Raw genomic sequence first — 19,789 nt, 5'->3', positions numbered from 1 at the left:
AAGAAGAAGGATCCTTGAATGAAAACTGCATTTTCCAAACTGCACCTGGGCCTGCTGGCGGCGGTCCTGGCCCTGGGGCCGATGGCCGCGGTGAACGCCAAGACGCCGAACGACCAACTGATCGTCGGCATGAGCATGGTCAACCTGTTCTCCATCGACCCGGCCAATGCCCCGGGCCTGGATGCCTCGGGGGTCAACGCCAACCTCTACGACACCCTGGTCAAGCGCGACCACGGCAACCCGGAAAAACACCTGCCTCAACTGGCCGAGCGCTGGGACATCAGCGAAGACGGCAAGCAGGTGACGTTCCACCTGCGCCAGGACGTGAAGTTCCACTCCGGCAACCCGTTGACCGCTGAAGACGTGGCCTGGTCGCTGTACCGGGTGATGAAGCTCAACTTCGGCCTGGCCACCACCTGGAAGGCCTACGGCTACAGCGTCGACAATATTCAGTCGCTGATCCGTGCCAGCGATGCCCACACCCTGGTCATCGACCTGCCGCAAGTCATGGACCCACTGTTGCTGATCGACTCCCTGGCGATTTCCCCAAGCGCCGTGGTGGTGGATCGCAAGACTGCCCTGGCCCACGAGAAAAACGGCGACCTAGGCGCCGGCTGGCTGGTGACCAACGAGGCCGGCAGCGGCCCGTTCGTGCTCACCAAATGGAGTGCCAACGACTCGCTGCTGCTGACCCGTTTCGACGGTTACTGGAATGGCGCGGCCAAGCTCAAGCGCGTGGTGGTGCGGCACATGACCGAGTCCCAATCGCTGCGCCTGATGCTTGAGCGCGGCGACCTCGACCTGGCCTATGGCATGGCCGCGCCGGATATCCGCGCCATCGATGGCTCGGAGAAAATCCAGGTCCAGTCCCTGCAGCGCGGCACCATGTACTACGTGGCCATGAGCATGAAGCAGCCCGAGTTCGCCAAGCCCAAGGTGCGCGAAGCGGTGCGCAACCTGATCGACTACAAGGGCCTGGACGAGCAGGTGATGCCTTACTACGGCAAGCTCAACCAGCAGCCGATGCAACTGAGCCTGGAGGCACGCCTGCCGGATCCGGGTTACCACATGGACGTGGCCAAGGCCAAGAAACTGCTGGCCGAAGCCGGTTACCCCGAAGGCTTCAGCACCACCATCCGCACCTTGTCCGAGCCGCCCTTCATCGACATCGCCGCGCGCCTGCAGGCGACCCTGGCCGAAGGCGGGATCAAGGCCAGCATCGTCACCGGCACCGGCAACCAGGTGTATGGCGCGATGCGCGCGCGCAACTTCGACATCATCGTCGCCCGCGGTGCCGAGCGTTACCCGCACCCGTATTTCAGCCTGCGCACCTTTGCCTACAACCCCAACAACAGCGATGACGCCGGCCTGCCCAACTTCCAGGGCTGGCGTGCCTCGTTCTTCAGCCCGGAGCTCAACAGCCTGATCGACAAGGTGGGTATCGAGCGCGATGGTGCCCAGCGCCTGAGCCTGTACCACCAGGCGCAGAAGCTCTACGACCAGCAGGTGGGCCCGATCATGATGATTTCCCAGATGACCGACACCGTGGTCAGCGCTTCCGACGTCAAGGGCTTCGACGGCGATGACGCCGAAGCCACCCGTTACCTGGGTGTCTACAAGCAACGCTGAGTGCCACCCGGGGCGCCTGCGGGCGCATCGGGTGATCCTGATTTCGAACCGAGAACATGCCGATGATTGCCAACATGTCTTCTACCGATTCCACTGCCAAACGCCAGAGCGAGCGAGCCCCCGGGTCCAGCTTCGATGCCTTGTGCAAAAGCGGCCTGCGGGTCCTGCGCCACCTGCTGCGCAACCCCATGACCCTGGCCGGTTTGCTGGTCGCCCTGCTGCTGATCGTGGTCGCGGCCTTCGCCCCCTGGATCGCCACCCATGACCCGGTCGCGCAGAACCTGGCCAGCGCCCTGCAGGCACCGGGCGCCGCCCACTGGTTCGGCACCGATGAGTACGGTCGGGATATCTTCAGCCGGCTGGTCTATGGCTCGCGCATCACGCTGTACATCATCACCCTGGTGACTGTGATCGTCGGCCCGATCGGGCTGTTTATCGGCACCGTCTCGGGCTACTACGGCGGCGTGGTGGACACGGTGTTCATGCGCCTGACCGACATCTTCATTTCCTTCCCCAGCCTGGTGCTGGCGCTGGCCTTTATCGCCGCCCTGGGCCCTGGCCTGGAGCATGCGGTGGTGGCGATTGCCCTGACCTCCTGGCCACCGATTGCACGCCTGGCGCGGGCGGAAACCCTGTCCCTGCGCAACGCCGATTTTGTGGTGGCGGTGGAGCTGCAAGGCGCTTCGTCGTCGCGCATCATCCTGCGGCACATCGTGCCGATGTGCATGTCGTCGGTGATCATCCGCCTGACCATGAACATGGCCGGGATCATCCTGACCGCCGCCGCCCTGGGCTTTCTCGGCTTGGGTGCCCAGGCGCCGTCGCCGGAGTGGGGCGCGATGATTTCCACGGGTCGGCGCTACATGCTCGAGTGCTGGTGGCTGGTGGCTGTACCGGGTGCGGCGATCATGCTGGTCAGCCTGGCATTCAACCTGTTGGGCGATGGCCTGCGGGACATCCTCGATCCGCGTAGCGAGTAACCGGAGGCTCCATGTCCGACATCAAACTGAACGTCGAAGGGCTCAATGTGCGCTTCGTCAGTGGCAAGAAAGAAATGCACGCCGTGCGTGATGTGTCCTTCACCCTGGGCCGGGAAAAACTGGCCATCGTCGGCGAGTCCGGCTCGGGTAAATCCACCGTCGGCCGCAGCCTGCTCAAGCTGCACCCGGCAAGCGCCAAAATCACCGCCCAGACCCTGCGCTTTGGCGATGTCGACCTGCTTTCGGCCAGTGAAAAGGCCATGCAGAAGATCCGCGGCCAGCGCATCTCGATGATCATGCAAGACCCCAAATACTCGCTCAACCCGGTGGTCAAGGTCGGCGACCAGATTGCCGAGGCCTACCTGGCCCACCACAAGGCCAGCCGCAGCGATGCTCGCGAGCGGGTGATGGAGATGCTGGAAAAGGTCCATATCCGCGACCCGAAGCGGGTCTACAACCTGTACCCCCATGAAGTCTCCGGCGGCATGGGGCAGCGCATCATGATCGCGATGATGGTCATCACCCGGCCCGAGGTGATCATCGCCGACGAGCCGACCTCGGCCCTCGATGTCTCGGTGCGCCAGCAGGTGCTCAGCGTGCTCGAAGAGCTGGTGGAGCAGCAGGAGCTGGGGCTGATTTTCGTCAGCCACGACCTGAACCTGGTGCGCAATTACTGTGACCGGGTGCTGGTGATGTACGCCGGGCGCGTGGTCGAGTCCCTGGCGGCCTGCGACCTGCAGTACGCCGAGCATCCCTATACCCGTGGCCTGCTGGCTGCCCTGCCGAGCATGGACAACCGCCGCGAGCGCCTGCCGGTGCTGCAGCGCGATCCGCTCTGGCTGACTTCTTGAGGAACCGACCATGCCCATGATCCAAGCCCATTCGCTGAACCTCAGTTTTGGCGCCGGCCCGGCCCTCAACCAGGTGCTGCATGACGTCAACCTCAGCGTCGCCGATGGTGAATCCTTCGGCCTGGTGGGGGAGTCCGGCTCCGGCAAGACCACCGTCCTGCGCTGCCTGGCCGGTCAGTACCGGCACTGGAGCGGCGAGCTGAGCATTGCCGGCGCGCCGTTGCAGCACAAGATCCCCAAGGAGCACTTTCGCAAGGTGCAGATGGTGTTCCAGGACCCCTACGGTTCCCTGCACCCGCGCCACACCATCGACACCGCGCTGCGTGAGCCGCTGATCATCCATGGCATCGCCGACAAGGACGACCGGATCAACGAAATTCTGCTCAAGGTCGGCCTCAACGAAAGCTTTCGCTATCGCTATCCGCACCAGTTGTCCGGTGGCCAGCGCCAGCGCGTGGCGATTGCCCGGGCGCTGATTCTCGAACCCCGGGTGCTGTTGCTGGATGAGCCAACCTCGGCCCTGGATGTGTCGGTGCAGGCAGAAATCCTCAACCTGCTGGCGGACCTGCGTCAGCGCGAGAAACTCACTTACCTGATGGTGACCCACGACCTGGGGGTGGTGACCCACCTGTGTGATCGGGTGGCGGTGATGCAGCAGGGCAAGATCGTCGAACTGCTCGACAGCCAGGCCCTGAGCCAGGACCTGGCAAGCCATGCCTATACGCGGATGCTGGTGCAGGCCAGTCGCGATTTCAGCCGCGAATCCGAACGGCAACTCGCCGGTTGAGGAGGGCGCTGGCAGCGTTATTGTTATCGTACAACTATAAAAGGGCTCTGCTCCGCTATCCCATGGGTTTTACGGGGTAAGGCCCTTTGTCTACGGGGTTTTTACTTGCAGTTACACAGCCAGGACGTTTTTGTCGTGGCCCTTTTCAAATTTTAGTTGTACGATGACGTACCTCTTAAGGTATTTCATTCACTTTCCGGCTCGAGGTTTGCGAACCATGACTCCACAAGAACTAAAATCCGTCCTGTCTTCCGGCTTGCTGTCGTTCCCCATCACTGACTTCGACGCGAAAGGCGACTTCCGCGCCGACACCTACGCCCGCCGCCTGGAGTGGCTGGCCCCGTACGGTGCCAGTGCTCTGTTCGCCGCGGGCGGCACCGGTGAGTTCTTCTCCCTGGAACCCACCGAGTACACCCAGATCATCAAAACCGCAGTCGACACCTGCAGAGGCCAGGTGCCGATCCTCGCCGGCGCCGGCGGCCCGACTCGCCAAGCCATCGCCTATGCCCAGGAAGCCGAGCGCCTGGGCGCGGCCGGCATCCTGCTGATGCCGCACTACCTCACCGAAGCCAGCCAGAAGGGCCTGGTGGCTCACGTTGAGCAGGTCTGCAACTCGGTGGACTTCGGTGTCGTGGTCTACAACCGCAACCTGTGCCGGCTCAACGCCGAAAGCCTGGAAATCCTCGCAGAGCGTTGCCCGAACCTGATCGGTTTCAAGGACGGTATCGGCGAAGTCGAGTCGATGGTCTCGATCCGTCGCCGCCTGGGCGAGCGCCTGACCTACCTTGGCGGCCTGCCGACCGCAGAGGTCTATGCCGCGGCCTACAAGGCCCTGGGCGTGCCGGTGTATTCCTCGGCGGTGTTCAACTTCATCCCGAAAACCGCCATGGACTTCTACAAGGCGGTAGCCGCTGACGACCACCAAACCGTGGGCCGCCTGATCGATGATTTCTTCCTGCCGTACCTGGCCATTCGCAACCGTTGCGAAGGCTATGGCGTGAGCATCGTCAAGGCCGGCGCACGCCTGGTCGGGCATGACGCGGGCCCGGTGCGCGCACCGCTGACCGACCTGCTGCCGGACGAAGTGGAGCAACTGGGCGCGCTGATCCAGAAACTCGGCGCCCAGTAAGGCGGTTGCCTGCGGCGCTGTCGGGGCGCCGCAGGACCTCGATCAAGCACCGGGTGAGCCGGGTACAACGCAACAGGGACGCGTTATGAAGCTGCATCATCGACTCACGCTTATGGTCATCTGCACCGTGCTCGGCCTGCTGTTGATTGCCGGGTTCGGCTTGAGCGCCCTGCGCTCGAACATGCTGGAAAACAAACGCAGCGAAATCTACACCGTGCTCAATCTGGCCGCGCAGCAAGTGGCGTATTACCAGGAGCAGGAACAACGCGGCATCCTCAGCCGCGACGCCGCGCAGGCCAAGGCCATCGAAGCCCTTTCGAGCCTGCGCGATGGCAAGAAGACCTACCTCTGGGCCCGCACCGTGGACGCCCTGGGCCTGGTCCATCCCAACCCCGAGGTGATCGGCAAGGTCGACGTCGGCGTGACTCTGGCCGACGGTAGAACCAAGTGGCAGGGCTATCTGGACGGTTTGAAAAACACCCGGTTCGCCTACTTCGACGACCTGGCGAAATACCCGGGCGCCGAACAAGCGGTGCCAAAAATCAACGGCATCATCAAAATCGACGGCTGGAACTGGCTGGTGGGTTTCGGCATTTTTGTCGACGACATCGATGCCGCATTCTGGCGCCTGGCCTGGCAGTTTCTCGGGGTCGGCCTATTGGTGGTGCTGGTGACCACGGCGTTGGCCTTGAGCATGTCCCGAGGCATTTATCGCAGCCTTGGCGGCGAGCCGACCTATGCCACCGAGGTGGCGCGGGCGATCGCGGCCGGTGACCTGAGCCGCGCGGTCAGCGGGCGCTTCGGCCCGCAGAGCCTGCTGGCGGCGGTGGCGACCATGCAGACCAGCCTGCGGGAAATGATCGTCGGCATCCACAACGGCTCCGGCCTGCTGGGCGAAGCGGCCAGTGGCCTGACCGGGCAGATGCGCCAGATCGACAGCGCCTCCCAGCAGACCTCGGAAGCCACCACCGCCACGGCGGCGGCCATCGAGCAGATGTCGGTCACCATCGATCATATTTCCTCGAGTGCCCGCGAGACCGAAGCCAACTCCGCGCGCTCGGCGCAACTGGCGGCCGACGGCGAGCAACTGGTGCACCAGGCGGCGGGGGCGATCCAGCAAGTGTCGGCCCAGGTCGAGGACGCCTCGGTGCGCATCGCCGGGCTGGTCAAGCGCACCCATGAGATCGACGGCATCGCCAGCGCCATCAGCGACATCGCCAGCCAGACCAACCTGCTGGCGCTGAATGCCGCCATCGAGGCGGCGCGGGCCGGGGAGCAGGGCCGGGGCTTTGCGGTGGTGGCCGATGAAGTGCGGCACCTGGCCCAGCGCACCGCGCTGGCGACCCAGGACATCACCCGCATGATCAATTCGATCCAGGTCGACACCGGCTCGGTGGTCGAGGGCATGACCGCCGTCACGCCCCAGGTGGCGATTGGCGTGGCCCTGGCCGAGCAGGCCGCCAACGCCCTGCGCGAGATCAATCGCGGGGCCTCGCTGACCCTGGTCCAGGTGCGCGAAGTGGCCAGCTCCACCGCCGAACAAAGCCAGGCCAGCGCCAGCGTGGCGCAGAACATCGAGAGCATCGCCAACCGCGTCGAAGACTCGGCGGCGTCGGTGCGCGCGGCCCACGGCAACGTGCATTCCCTGGAACGCCTGGCAGATGAACTGCGCGAATCCGTGGCGCGCTTTCGGCTTTGACACCCCCTGACTACTGAAAGGAGATCCGCCATGCCCCATTGCATCATCGATTGCCCGGTTGCCCTGGCCCAGCGCGTCGGCGAGCAGACGCTGCTGGCCGCCGTGCATGACGCCCTCGATGCCTTCGGCGTATTCAAGCCGGGGGACATCAAGGTGCGCCTCAACGGCTTCAGCCATTACCGCTGCGGCGCGACCCAGGACGACTTCGTGCACGTGGCGCTGTACCTGTTCGCCGGGCGCAGCGCCGAGCAACAACGCAGCCTCGCCTCGGCGACCCTGGCCGCCCTGGTAGCCTTGCTGCCCGAGGTCGAGGCGCTGTCCATGGATGTGAGGGAAATGCCGCGCGAGACGTTCGTCAACCGCAGCCAATACCTCGAAGAAGCCGGGCGTTCGGCCTGAGCCGACAGGTTCAGCCACCCCGGTGTGATGACTGGCAAAAACAAGGAAAACAACATGCCGTATCAAAACCCTGCTGTCGCTCTGCCCAAACGCCCCCTGGCACGCGCTGTCGTCGCTGCCCTCACGCTGGGCTGCAGCCTGCCGCTGTGGGCCCTGCAAGCACCGAGCAAGGTGCAAGTGCCGACCCTGGCCTTTGATGACCAGCAGATCATCCTGGTCTGGGAAAAGCCCGCGGACCACGCCGCGATCAAGGATTACCGGGTCTACGTCAATGGCACCCTGCTGGGCAGCGCCAATGGCAACAACGACAGCGTATCGCCGGCCAAGCCCTACATCGACCGCTTCTACGAGCAGGACCCGGCCAACTTCCACTACCGCATCGCCATCCACAGCTTCACCGCCCAGGGCCTGAAGCCCGACACCCAGTACCGTTTCACCGTGCGTTCGGTCGACGGCCATGGCAAGGAGTCCGCCGACAGCCCGGCCGTGGTGCAGCGCACCAGCCAAGTCCCGGCCCTGTTTGATGTCAAAAAATACGGCGCCAAGGGCGATGGCAGCAGCCTCGACACCCTGGCAATCCAGAACGCCATCGACGCCTGCACGGCCGGCTGCAAAGTGCTGCTGCCCAAGGGCACCTACAAAAGCGGCGCGCTCTACCTCAAGAGCAACATGACCCTGGAAATCGCCGAGGGCGCGACCCTGCTCGGCTCCGAGCGCGCCGAAGACTATCCGCTGGCGGGTTACATCCAGTATCCGTACTCGACCACCGTGCGCCCGGCCTCGCTGATCAATGCCTTGCCGCGTGATCCGAAACAGCACCAGACCTTCGAAAACATCCGCATCGTCGGCAAGGGCACCATCGACGGCAACGGCTGGAAGCGCCAGGCCGACGTCAAGGACGAACTGGGCCGGCCGCTGCCGTTCTACCTGCCCAGCGACAACACCCGCTACATGCAGGACGGCATCCTGGCCAAGGCCCAGGTCGAGCAAGCCGTGGCCCGGGGCCTGAACGTCAAGGACGCCTACGGCCAGATGCGCTCGTCGCTGATCACCCTGCGCAACGTGAAGAACGTGTTCTACGGCGGCTTCACCGTGCTCAACCCGGCGTACCACGGGATCATGAACCTGGAAACCGAAAACGTGGTCATGGCCAACACCACCCACAAGACCTACGACGCCAATAACGGCGACGGCATCGAATTCGCCAACAGCAAGGGGGCGATGGTGTTCAACAACTTCTTCGACACCGGCGATGACTGCGTCAACTTCGCCGCAGGCACCGGGGCCGAAGCGGTGAAGCAAAAGCCCCAGGAAGATGCGTGGATCTTCAACAACTTCTTCCGCAAGGGCCACGGCATGGTGGTCGCCGGCAGCCATACCGGTGCCTGGATCCAGAACATCCTGGCTGAAGACAACGTCTCCGACGGCACCGATGCCGGCCTGCGCATGAAGAGCACCAACTTCATGGACGGTGGCGCGCGCAACGTGGTCTTCCGCGATTCGGCGATCCGCAACACGGTCAAGCAAGCCTTTATCTTCACCCTCGACTACAACGACCCCAACGCCAAACTCGACTACACCAAATCCACCGTGCCCGGGCAGTTCAAAGACATTCGGGTCAGCGACGTCAGCGTCGAGAACGCCAAACTGGCCGCCATCGAAGTCAAGGGTGAAGGCAAGAACAACGCCTACCACCAAGGCCTGACCTTCGAGCGCGTACGCTTCAGCGGCACCGCCAAAGCCAAGATCGACGGCCTCAAGGACTCCCGCTTCGACACCCTGCGCTTCACCCAGACCGGTGGCGCCAACCCTTGGCAAATCAGCGACAGCCCGGGCTTGACCTTCAAGGATGTGGAGCCTGCGCCGTTGTAGGGCTCAAATCACCCACCCATAAAAAACCGCCTGTGAAGGCGGTTTTTTGTGCTGCTACTTCAGTGAAAAGCCACGTGGCAATTGGTCCGAACGGTCGTGTGCATGTTTTCAGGATCTAGTAGGATTAAATCCTATTCCATCCGGAAACCTCATCATGCGCACCACTCAACAATTTAGTATCACGCTGCCCAGCCAGATGGCCGATGTGGTCAAGGCCAAGGTGGCCTCAGGTGAATACGCCACTGAAAGCGAAGTGATTCGGGACGGCCTGCGGGCGCTGCTGGCTCGCGACCGCGCCTTGGATAACTGGTTGGTTGGCCAGGTTGGTCCGGCTTATGACGCTTTGAAAGCTGACCCTGAAAGTGCACTCAGCGTTGAGCAAGTACGCGCTCGTTTACTGGCCGAGCATCAGGCCACCCTTGCTAAACCGTAATGACCTACACCGTGCAGTTCGCCCCGCAGTCCCTGGAGCAGTTGGCAGCACTCTATGGTTACCTTGCCGCCGAGGCTTCGCCGCAGATTGCCCTGCGCTACACCGACGCTATCGTTAGCCATTGTGAAAAATTACGTACGTTCCCGCGGCGAGGAAACTTGCGCGAGGATATACGCCCAGGCCTGCGTATCACCCACTACCGCAAGCGGGCAGTGATTGCCTTTACGGTGGATGAGGAGAAGGTTTTCATCCTGGGGATTTTTTATGGTGGGCAAGACTTCGAGACGGCGTTGCAAGGGAATGTGGATGAATAGAGCAGCCTGCAAGATTAAGCCCCGCAACGACTACCCACTACTGCCTTGACCCAGAAACAAGAGCTTGGATAGCCGATTTGTGATGCGGCCAGGCAATGCTCAACCCACTGCCTGGCCCATCGCGGCCCTTAGAAATCCCAGCGGGTAGTGACCATCACATTGCGCGGGTCGCCGTAGTAGGCCGAGGTGTAGAAGCCGATGTTGGTGTAGTACACCTTGTCGAACAGGTTGTTGACGTTGAGGGTCGCCGACAGGTTTTCCGTGAGCTGGTAGCGGGCCATCAGGTCCACCAGCCAGTACGGGTCCTGGGTGAACTCTTCGGAGCGTCGCTTGCCGCTGTTGTAGAGCGTCTGCCAGCCAGCGCTCTGCCAGCGTGCGCCGCCGCCGAGGGTGAGTTTGTCCAGGCTGCCCTTGAGCTTGTAGCTGGTGTAGAAGCTGACCTGGTCTTCCGGCTCCCAGGTCGAGACCTTTTCGTTCTCGGCGTCGCGGGCGATCTTGTGGGTGTAGCCCGCCTGCAACTGCCAACCGGGGTTGAGTTCGCCGGAGATTTCCGCTTCATAGCCTTTGGTCTTGGTCTCGGTGCCCACATAGGCGCGGTCGTTGCCCGGAATCGAGTTGAACAGCGTGTCGGCCAGCGGTCGATTTTTTTCATGCACTTCGAAATAGGCGAGGCTGGTATTCAGGCGGCCGTCGAAGAACTCGCCCTTGAGGCCAAACTCATAGTTCTTGCCTTCGTTGGGCTCCAGCATCTTGCCGTTACGGTCCTCGTATTCGGTATGGGGCTGGAAGATCTCGGTGTAGCTGGCATAGGTGGAGAAGTTGTCGTTGAGGTCGTACACCAGGCCGGCATAGGGGATCACCTTGCCGCTTTCCTGGCTGTCACGTGTGCCGGTGACCTGGTAGTTGGCGATCCGCGCGCCGAGCAACAGGTGCAGCTCATCCATCAGGCTGAAGCGCCCGGTGATGTATGAGCCGGTCTGGCGTGTGGTCAGGTCATTGATCTTGGTCGGCTGGTTCCACAGGGGTTCGATGGCTTCGCCGTGCCATTGGTAGAAGTCGTAGGCGTTGTCGATGAAGGTCGGCCTGCCGTAGTCCTTGCCCTTCCACTTGGAAATGGACAGCGACTGGCCTACCACCAACTGGTGCTCGCGGCCGAGCAATTCGAAGGGCCCCGAGGCATAGACATCCAGGCTGTCGGCGGTGGTTTCGCCGGTGTACTTCTGCGCCCAGATCGAACTTTCGGTGGCGCTGTCCTGGGAAATGTAGCCCAGAGGCGAGTCGTAGCCGTTGATCTGATGGTTGTACTGGCCCTTGGTCACCCAGCCGTTGGCAAAGCTGTGTTCGAGGGTGGCGAAGGCGGTGCGGCTGTATTGGGCCCATGAGCTCCATTTCGGGCCGTTGTTGAATGAGCGCGGCAGGTCCAGGCGATTGCCAACGGCATCGTAGACGGTGCGGGAGCCGGTCCAGCTGGAGCCTTTCGGATCGCTGTCCTGATAGTCGGCGCCCAGGGTCAGCAGGGTGTCTTCGTCCAGGTCGACTTCGAGGATGCCGTAGTACACGCCGGTCTTGCGTGAGTAGTGGTCGAGGAAGGATTTCTTGTCCTGGTAGGCCGCCACTGCCCGGCCGCGTACGTTACCGGTTTCGGTCAAGGGACCGCTGACGTCGATCTGGGTGCGGTAGTTGTCCCAGGTGCCGGCACCGAGTTCGATGTTGCCCTGGAACTCGGCGGTCGGCTTCTTGCGAATCAGGTTGATGGTGCCGCCGGCGCCACCCGCGCCGGTGAGCAAGCCGGTGGCGCCCTTGAGCACTTCGACGCGGTCATAAATGGCCATGTCGGTGAGGGTCTGGCCCGCCGAGTACTGGGTGTCACGCAGGGTTGGAATGCCATCGTACTGAAAGTTGACGATGGAGAAACCGCGGGAATAGTAGTTGGTGCGCTCGGAGTCGTAGGTCGAGACGGTGATGCCCGGGGTGTGGCGCATCACGTCATCAATGGCATTGAGCCCGAAATCATCCATGACCTGGCGGGTCACCACCGAAATCGATTGCGGGGTTTCCCGTGGGGTCAACACCAGGCGCGTGGCGGTGGCGATGGTGCCCGGGGTGTAGGACCCGGTGCCTTCGGTCACGGTGCCCAACTGGTTGGCGATAACCTCGGTGGAGCCCAGCTCCAGAGCGCCCTCGGTCTTGATCGCGACCAGCACATAGCCGCCGTTGCTCTGCCGTTGGGCCTGCAATCCGCTGTTGGCAAGCAGGCGCTGCAGACCGTCGTCGACGCTGTACGAGCCTTTGAGGCCGGCGGTGTTGAGGTGGCGGGCCTGTTCGGTGTCGAAGGAAATGGTCACCCCTGCCTGCACGCCAAATTGAGTCAGGGCCTCACCCAGCGGGCCGGCGGCGATCTGGTACGCGGCCTGGCTCTGGGCCAGGGCGGGAACAGGCGTCAGCGCCAGTCCGGACAGGCTCGCGAAGCTCAGGCCAAAGAGGGCCAGGCGCACTGCGCGAGGCAGCGAGGTCCGGGCGTAGAGGGGAAACTGGGACATTAAATGATCCTTCCGTTGTCATGGCAGAAAGGCGCTGTAATCGCGGCTTGTGTCATGGACGGATGAGAATCGAAATCAGCAAGGTCGCCCGCCGGATATTTTCAAATGGCTCTCAGGCCGGCTCGATACTGGCCCAGTAACGGGTCAGGTAGCGCACTTTTACCGGCAGGGTCTTGCTCAGGTTTTGCAGCACGGTATCGGTGTCGTCGATGCGGAAGGCTCCGGAAATGCGCAGGCCCTGAACCGATGCCGCGCAGCGCAATACGCCCGGGCGATAGCGGCTCAGCTCCTGGATAAAATCCCCCAGGCGCCAGTCGTTCACGCTCAGCATGCCCTGGACCCAGGCGGTGGAGGCCGGGGGTAAAAGGTCAGGCGCCTGGACGTGATCACGATCGAACGTGACCTGCTGCCCAGCCTCCAGGCGCAGAGCGCGCTCGACATGCTGACGCGGCCCCACTTCCACCGCCGCCTGCAATACGCCGACTCGCGTCTGCTCGTCCAGTTGGCGCACGCTGAACTGGGTGCCAAGTGCGCGGATGCGACCTTCAGCGGTCTGCACGATAAAGGGCCGTTGGGCGGGGTCCTTGGCGGTCTGCACCAGGATTTCGCCACGGTGCAGCTGGATCAACCGCTGCTCTGGGTCGAAGCGGATATCGATTGCAGTGTCGGCGTTCAGCTCCAGCTGCGAGCCATCGTCCAGGCGCAGCGAACGACGCTCACCCAGGCCGGTGCGTTGCTGAGCGAGCATCGAGCGATACGGCACCTGTTCGACTGCCAGCCAGCTGCACCCGCCGACGGCCAGCAACATGCCGAGCATTTTCAACACGTCCCGGCGCTGCGCCCCGGCCGCACCAAGGCTGGAGAGTGCTGCCTGTCTGGGCATCATCGACCATTGCTGTTGCAGTGTTTCGACGCGCGCCCAAGCCGCCGCGTGCTGCGGGCTGGATTGCAACCAGAGCTGCCAGGCCCGGGTTCGTGCCTCGTTGACCGTGCCGTCATTGAGCTGCACATACCAGGTGGCGGCGGCTTCAAGGGTCTTGAGGTCCGGGGCAGCAGGCATCAGTTTTCGACCAGCAGCAGGCAGCGGGTCATGGCACGTATCAGGTGATTTTTGACCGTGGTCACCGACACCCCAAAACGCTCAGCGGCGGCAATGTAGGTCAGCCCCTCAAGCTGCACCGCGAGGAAAATCTCCCGGGTACGGGTGCCCAGTTCATCGAGCAGGCTATCAACCGCCACCAGCATCTCGATGATCGACAGGCGAACCTCCGGCGACACGTCAACCGGCTCCGGCCTCTGGGCCAGTGCGTACAGATACGCCTGCTCAATGGTGCGGCGACGGGACTTGTCGATCAGCAGCGAACGGGCAATGGCGCTGAGGTAACTGCGCGGCTCGCGGATCGGCGCGTCGTTGCGGGCCGTCATCACCCGCAGGAAGGTGTCCTGCGCCAGGTCCGAAGCATCGGCAGCATTGCCCAGCCGTACGCGCAGCCAGCTTTTCAGCCAACTGTTGTGTTCGCTGTACAGCCGATGAAGAGCTGAATGATCAAGCGCCGACATGAGGGTTTCACCAGTGCGTAAATGGTAATCGCTCGCATTGTCGTGATGGGAGGGTATTTATGCAAGGGGGCGTTCGGGCAGCCGACGATGGGTGGACCAACGCCAGCTCAGGGCACGTGGCGGCGACGTGCCCGGCGCTCATCATGTGAAGGCGGTGTTGGCGGGCTGCGGTGGCGTTCGAAAAAGCGCGGTTGCGGCTTTTGCCGTGAGTCAGGACTGGCGATCAATATCGCGCCGCAGAACGACCGCGGTGGTGATGTCCTCAACGGACTCGTGACTGGCTACGGCATCCCTGACTCGATTCAGGTCATCGATGGTGCGTGATTCGACCTCAATCACCAGGTCGAGCTGGCCACTGACCGAAGAAATGCGCCGCACCTGGGAGTTCTGCGCCAACAGGTCCAGCAGGCCCATGGCAGGGGTGCGTTTGAGACTCACAAGGAGGATGGCGCGAATCACATTGGCATCGATTTCGCCGATATCCGCTCGGTAGCCTCTGATCACGCCATTGCGTTCAAGGTTGATCACCCGCTCGCTGGTAGCGCTTCTTGAAAGCCCGATTCTGGCTGCCAGAGCCTTCAGCGCAATGCGCGCCTCTTTGGACAGAATTTCGAGTATTTCGCGATCTTTCGTGTCCAGGTCGCGCATGAGAACTCCCCCCGTTGTGCTACCGAATTTGTGCCGGTCGATTCCGACAATATGCAGGCCAAAGCCGACCGCATACTTACTGTCCTCCCCTATTTCGCATGCCAAGCTATCTGAAAAAAATGGCTTGGAAAACAATTACTATGACGAACCTTTCCCACCCCGCCCCTCAGTTCTCGATGAGGGATGCCGAAGCGCTGGCTGAACAGCTTTACAACGTTACTGCTACGGCATCGCCTCTGGACGGTGAGCGAGACCGCAACTATCGGTTGAAGACAGGCAGCGATGCGGGGTGGATTCTGAAAGTCGTCAATTCGACCGAGCCACGGGTTGAAAGCGAACTGCAGACGGCCATTCTCAGTCATCTCGCCAGTAACAGCCCCGAGCTTGCGGTGCCCTTGCTCAAGAAAAGCCTCACAGGGGATTTCCTGGCCTCGGCAGTGGCACCCTCTGGCGAAACCCATGCGGTGCGCCTGGTCAGTTGGTTGCACGGAACACCGCTGGCCGAGGTCACGCGCACGTTCGAGCTGATGCGCAGCCTGGGTCGATCGTTCGGTGATATGGATCGGGCCCTTCAGGGTTTCATGCACCCGGGCGCGATACGTGATCTCGACTGGGACTTGCGTCACGCCGCACGGTCCAGATCACGCCTGCATTTCGTGGAAGACCCTGGCAGAAGGGCCATTCTGGAACGCTTCATTGACCGGTTCGAAAACACCGTTCAACCCAGGCTTTCGCGATTGCGCACCCAGGTCATTCACAACGATGGCAATGACTGGAATGTCCTCGTCGATCCCCAGGACCATCAGACAGTCTCCGGCATCATCGATTTTGGCGATGCGGTCCATACGGTGCTGATTGCCGAAGTAGCCATCACCTGCGCCTACTCCATTCTCGACATGGAAGATCCGATCGGCGCGGCCGCCGCGCTCACTGCCGGCTTCCATGAGACATACCCGCTTCAGGCGCAGGAGCTGGACGTCCTCTTCACCCTCATTGCCATGCGCCTGGTCACAAGCGTCACCTTGTCGGCCTCACGCTACGACCGGACCCAAGACAATCCCTACCTTGCCATCAGCGAAGCGCCGGCCTGGCGCCTGCTGGAAAAAATGGACCGCATGAACCCGCGACTGGCAACGGCGATCCTGCGCAAGGCCTGCGGGTTTGACGCGATCGAAGGTGCTGGGGCGGTTCGCCGCTGGGTGGCCGAAAACAGGCAGTCATTCGCGGATATCGTGCGCCCATCGGCGGCGACCCTGAACAAGGTGATTGTTCCGTTCGCAGATGCCTCCCACGTGATGACCATCGCTTCAGCCGAGCAGCGCCCAGCGGAGGCCACCCAGTGGTGGAATGATTTCTCTGCCGAGCACAAGGTGCCGCTGGGTATCGGGCCATGGGGCGAAGAGCGGACCATCTACACCGACACGGCGTTTGAATCGCGATTTATCGAAGGTCAGCGGCGGATCATTCACGTCGGTGTCGACTTGATCATGCCGGCTGGAACGCCTCTGTATACCCCTGTCGCCGGCGTGGTGCAAAGCGTCGAGGTCGAGCTTGAGCCGCTTGGCTACGGCGGTTTGATCATGCTCGAACACGCGCCTGAAGGCTGTCCGCCGTTCCTGACCTTGTGGGGGCACATGGCGCACGAAGCCATGGCGCGCCTGAAACCCGGGGACCGTCTTGAGGCCGGTGCGCTGGTTGGATTCATGGGGGCGGATACGGAGAATGGCGGCTGGATCCCCCATGTGCATTTCCAGATGTCCACCGACACCCAGCTCAAGGCGAGCGAGTTCATTGGCGTAGGCGAGCGGGCTTACCTTGATGTATGGGCCGACGTTTTTCCCGATGCATCGGTTCTGGCCGGCATTCCTCCGGAAACCTACAGCCAGGAGGGACGGACCAAGGCCGAAATCGTGGCGAAGCGTAAGGAATTGTTGCTTCCCAACTTGTCGATTTCCTATTCGGACCCGATCAAGTTCGTGCGCGGTGATGGGGTCTGGTTGATCGACAACTTTGGCCGGGCGTATCTGGATTGCTTCAACAATGTCTGCCATCTCGGCCACTCTCATCCCGATGTGGTGCAGGCGCTTTCGCGTCAGGCTGCGCAACTGAATACCAACACGCGTTACCTCCACGACACCATTGTGGAGTACGCCGAGCGGCTCACCGCGACCCTGCCTGAAGGCTTGGCAGTTGCCTCCTTCGGGTGTTCCGGAAGTGAAGCAAACAGCCTCATGCTGCGCATGGCGCGCAATCACACGGGCCGCAACGATGCCATCGTGCTGGACTGGGCTTACCACGGCACCACACAGGAGCTGATTGATCTCAGCCCCTACAAATACAAACGCAAAGCCGGTAAAGGCCGTGCAGAGCATGTGTTTGAGGCGACTGTCCCTGACACCTACCGTGGCGTCGAACACTGGCCGTTCGAGGAGCTTGGCAAGCGTTTCGCTGAAAGTGTGGCGCAGCAGATCGAGACCATGCGCAAGCAGGGCAGGTCCCCGGCGTTCTTTCTGGCAGAGTCCATCCCCAGTGTCGCCGGGCAACTGTTCTTCCCGGAAAACTACTTGAAAGAAGTCTATGCAATGGTTCGTGCAGAAGGCGGTCTTTGCCTGGCTGACGAAGTCCAGGTTGGCTTTGGTCGAGTGGGCAGCCACTGGTGGGCCTTTGAAACCCAAGGCGTCGTGCCCGATGCAGTGTCCATGGGCAAACCCATTGGCAATGGGCACCCCATGTCGGCGGTGGTCACCACACGCGAGATTGCAGACAGCTTCAACAACGGCATGGAGTACTTCAATACCTTTGCCGGCAGCCCGGTTTCATGTGCCGTAGGGCTCAGCGTGCTCGATGTGATTGAGCGCGATAACTTGAAACTCAACGCCCTGACAGTTGGCAATTATTTGCTCGATGGCTTTCGCAAACTGCAACAGCGATACGACGCCATTGGCGACGTACGCGGCCTGGGGCTGTTCCTGGGGATTGAGCTTGTCACGGATCGAAAAAGCAAATTTCCAGCCACGCAACTGGCGAGGAAAGTCGCCGATGGTGCCCGGGAGCGAGGCATTTTGATCGGCACTGAAGGCCCCCATGACAACGTGCTGAAAATGCGCCCATCGATGATTTTCAGTCAGAAAAATGCGGACTTTTTGCTTGAGGTCCTGGACGAAAGCTTCAAGGCTGCGCTCCAGTAAGTCGTGGAGCCGGTGGGCGTGTGGCAAGAGGCGGAGGTGGAATGGCCTGCTGGGTTTTGTCGCACGCTGTTCGCGCTTTGGCGCAGCACGCAGGACAAGCGCCGTGCCTGGCCGGCATAGTGTCGGCCAACTCCGGCAATGTGTCCGGCAGGCTGACACCTTGCCTGGTGCTTTCCACAATTGCCTATGCAAAGCTTTTCCTGAAGGCTGGGTGAAGAGCCCCAAAAAAATAAATAATAATTCTTCAGAGGTGCCATCCAATGCTAACCAGAACGCTCAAGGGTCTGATTGTCGCATCCACCGTGGCGGCCGCAGCGCTACTTTCCTTCACCGCTGCTCACGCGGACGACTTGAAGTCGATCCAGGAATCCAAAGAGATTCGCATTGCAATGAGCGGTCAATATTCCCCCTTCAGCTTTGCCAACGAGCAGAACCAGATTGTCGGATTCGACGCCTCCATCAGTGAGGCCCTGGCTGAGCGGATGGGCGTGAAAGTGACGATCATCACCACCCCGTTCGACGGAATAATTGCCGGCCTCCTGGCAAAAAAATATGACGCCATCATCGCCTCCATGACCATCACCCCGGAGCGCCTGAGGGCAGTGGATTTCGCGGGGCCCTACTACCACGCCGGCCGCACGATCGTGGTGAAGGAGGATTCGGCGATCCAAAGCCTGGATGATCTGAAAGATGTAACTGTTGGCGTCACGCTGGGGGACGCTCACGACAAATGGGCCAGGGCGCGCGGCAACCTGAAGGTGAGAACCTATAAAGGCCTTCCGGAAATGCTGGTCGACCTGGAAGCCGGGCGTATCAACGCGCTGGTGATGGACAGCGTTCCAGTGCTGGTCGCGGTCAAGGAAACAGGGCAGAAAGTGCGCATCATCACGCCTCCGGAAAGCGATGGCGGCATTGAAGGCATGGGCATTGCGCTACGCAAAAATAACCCCGAGCTCAAGGCGACAGTACAGAAGGCGCTTGACGACATGCTCGCCGATGGCAGCTACGAAAAGATCTCGATGAAGTGGATTGGCAAAGATATCCGCTGATTCATCTTCAGTCTGGCCCGGCTTATTCGCGGGTCAGTCAACCTGACTTTTCCGAGCGTTCCCATGGATCTGACACTCATACAGCGCACACTCCCATTCTTTCTGGAAGCGGCCTGGACTACGGTGCAAATCTCCGTACTTGCACTTCTATTGGGGTTCCTGATCGCAATCGTGCTGGTGGCCATGAGGTTGTCCGGCGTTTTCATAGCTCGATGCCTGGCAAGAGTCTACATAAGCATCTTTCGCGGGACGCCCTGCCTGGTTCAGCTGTTCATCATCTACTTTGGCGGACCCCAGATCGGACTCGAATTGGAGCCGTTTTCGGCGGGGGTGATCGGCCTGGGCCTGAACATCGCGGCGTACATGGCGGAATCGATTCGAGGTGCCATCGTCAACGTCGATCCGGGTCAGGTAGAAGCTGCGCGTTCGATCGGCTTCGGCAAAGGCCAGACCTTATGGCTGGTCACCTTGCCTCAAACGGCAAAGTTGATGATAAGGCCGCTGGGCGTTAATGCAGTCGCGCTTATAAAAGGCTCCGCATTAGTGTCAACCATATCCGTGGTTGAACTCTCCTATACCGCGCAGCGCTTTATCAGCTCAACCTACAAACCTTTTGAAATTTTTGCGGTGTCGGCAGTTCTTTATATTGCGATGGTCTACACGGTCAGATTGATTGTTGACTACCTCGATAATCGCTTCGCGGCAAGGTGA

The 19,789-nt window shown here is 61.5% G+C and carries 17 protein-coding genes; 13 read left to right on the top strand and 4 right to left on the bottom strand.

The genetic code is table 11. The annotated features are described in order from the left end of the window. The first annotated feature begins 18 nt into the window (after positions 1–18). The 10 genes from AC19YX_RS11790 to AC19YX_RS11745 all read left to right on the top strand — a co-directional run bounded on the left by AC19YX_RS11790 (position 19) and on the right by AC19YX_RS11745 (position 10,093). Entirely contained in the window at positions 19–1,629 is a 1,611-nt protein-coding gene (locus tag AC19YX_RS11790; RefSeq protein WP_500606303.1) for an ABC transporter substrate-binding protein, read from the top strand. A 62-nt stretch (positions 1,630–1,691) separates the two neighbouring features. Then, positions 1,692–2,609: an ABC transporter permease gene (locus tag AC19YX_RS11785; protein WP_020299860.1), complete on the top strand. Its 918-nt coding sequence runs from the start codon at positions 1,692–1,694 to the stop codon at positions 2,607–2,609. Positions 2,610–2,620: 11 nt separating this feature from the next. After that, positions 2,621–3,460 (top strand): ABC transporter ATP-binding protein, encoded by an 840-nt coding sequence (locus AC19YX_RS11780; protein ID WP_078469324.1) that lies wholly within the window; start codon positions 2,621–2,623, stop codon positions 3,458–3,460. Positions 3,461–3,470: 10 nt separating this feature from the next. Continuing rightward, entirely contained in the window at positions 3,471–4,247 is a 777-nt protein-coding gene (locus AC19YX_RS11775) for an ABC transporter ATP-binding protein (protein WP_043230485.1), read from the top strand. Between the two features lie 217 nt (positions 4,248–4,464). Next, a complete protein-coding gene (gene kdgD, locus AC19YX_RS11770) occupies positions 4,465–5,376 on the top strand; it encodes a 5-dehydro-4-deoxyglucarate dehydratase (protein ID WP_078469325.1) in 912 nt (303 codons plus the stop codon). 85 nt (positions 5,377–5,461) lie between these two features. After that, positions 5,462–7,075, top strand: coding sequence for a methyl-accepting chemotaxis protein (locus tag AC19YX_RS11765; protein ID WP_500606302.1), 1,614 nt, complete (start codon positions 5,462–5,464; stop codon positions 7,073–7,075). A gap of 30 nt (positions 7,076–7,105) precedes the next feature. After that, positions 7,106–7,474 (top strand): 5-carboxymethyl-2-hydroxymuconate Delta-isomerase, encoded by a 369-nt coding sequence (locus AC19YX_RS11760; protein WP_421547688.1) that lies wholly within the window; start codon positions 7,106–7,108, stop codon positions 7,472–7,474. 54 nt (positions 7,475–7,528) lie between these two features. Then, a complete protein-coding gene (locus AC19YX_RS11755; protein WP_078469687.1) occupies positions 7,529–9,346 on the top strand; it encodes a glycosyl hydrolase family 28 protein in 1,818 nt (605 codons plus the stop codon). 154 nt (positions 9,347–9,500) lie between these two features. Further along, complete coding sequence (locus tag AC19YX_RS11750) at positions 9,501–9,779, top strand: ribbon-helix-helix domain-containing protein (protein ID WP_078469328.1); 279 nt, start codon at positions 9,501–9,503, stop codon at positions 9,777–9,779. Then, complete coding sequence (locus AC19YX_RS11745) at positions 9,779–10,093, top strand: type II toxin-antitoxin system RelE/ParE family toxin (protein ID WP_078469329.1); 315 nt, start codon at positions 9,779–9,781, stop codon at positions 10,091–10,093. Before AC19YX_RS11750 ends, AC19YX_RS11745 begins: the two co-directional genes overlap by 1 nt. Before the next feature lie 128 nt (positions 10,094–10,221). Here AC19YX_RS11745 and AC19YX_RS11740 read toward each other — a convergent pair whose 3' ends face one another. From AC19YX_RS11740 to AC19YX_RS11725, 4 genes are all read right to left on the bottom strand, one after another. After that, positions 10,222–12,633 carry a TonB-dependent siderophore receptor gene (locus AC19YX_RS11740; protein WP_421547684.1) on the bottom strand — a complete coding sequence of 804 codons (2,412 nt, stop codon included), beginning with the start codon at positions 12,631–12,633 and terminating at the stop codon, positions 10,222–10,224. A gap of 112 nt (positions 12,634–12,745) precedes the next feature. Further along, complete coding sequence (locus tag AC19YX_RS11735; protein ID WP_500606301.1) at positions 12,746–13,693, bottom strand: FecR domain-containing protein; 948 nt, start codon at positions 13,691–13,693, stop codon at positions 12,746–12,748. Further along, positions 13,693–14,193 (bottom strand): sigma-70 family RNA polymerase sigma factor, encoded by a 501-nt coding sequence (locus tag AC19YX_RS11730; RefSeq protein WP_078469332.1) that lies wholly within the window; start codon positions 14,191–14,193, stop codon positions 13,693–13,695. Before AC19YX_RS11730 ends, AC19YX_RS11735 begins: the two co-directional genes overlap by 1 nt. Positions 14,194–14,403: 210 nt before the next feature. Beyond that, positions 14,404–14,841: an Lrp/AsnC family transcriptional regulator gene (locus tag AC19YX_RS11725; RefSeq protein ID WP_020299869.1), complete on the bottom strand. Its 438-nt coding sequence runs from the start codon at positions 14,839–14,841 to the stop codon at positions 14,404–14,406. Between the two features lie 140 nt (positions 14,842–14,981). Between AC19YX_RS11725 and AC19YX_RS11720 the strand changes: the two genes are divergently transcribed. The 3 genes from AC19YX_RS11720 to AC19YX_RS11710 all read left to right on the top strand — a co-directional run bounded on the left by AC19YX_RS11720 (position 14,982) and on the right by AC19YX_RS11710 (position 19,789). Continuing rightward, positions 14,982–18,029, top strand: a complete 3,048-nt coding sequence (locus AC19YX_RS11720) for an aminotransferase class III-fold pyridoxal phosphate-dependent enzyme (RefSeq protein ID WP_500606300.1) — start codon at positions 14,982–14,984, stop codon at positions 18,027–18,029. A 260-nt stretch (positions 18,030–18,289) separates the two neighbouring features. Continuing rightward, positions 18,290–19,078, top strand: coding sequence for an ABC transporter substrate-binding protein (locus AC19YX_RS11715; protein WP_201129011.1), 789 nt, complete (start codon positions 18,290–18,292; stop codon positions 19,076–19,078). Positions 19,079–19,141: 63 nt separating this feature from the next. Continuing rightward, positions 19,142–19,789 carry an amino acid ABC transporter permease gene (locus AC19YX_RS11710; protein ID WP_078469335.1) on the top strand — a complete coding sequence of 216 codons (648 nt, stop codon included), beginning with the start codon at positions 19,142–19,144 and terminating at the stop codon, positions 19,787–19,789.

It is taken from the genome of Pseudomonas sp. MF09150 (assembly GCF_059862355.1).
This window is presented reverse-complemented; position numbering and strand designations above follow the sequence as displayed.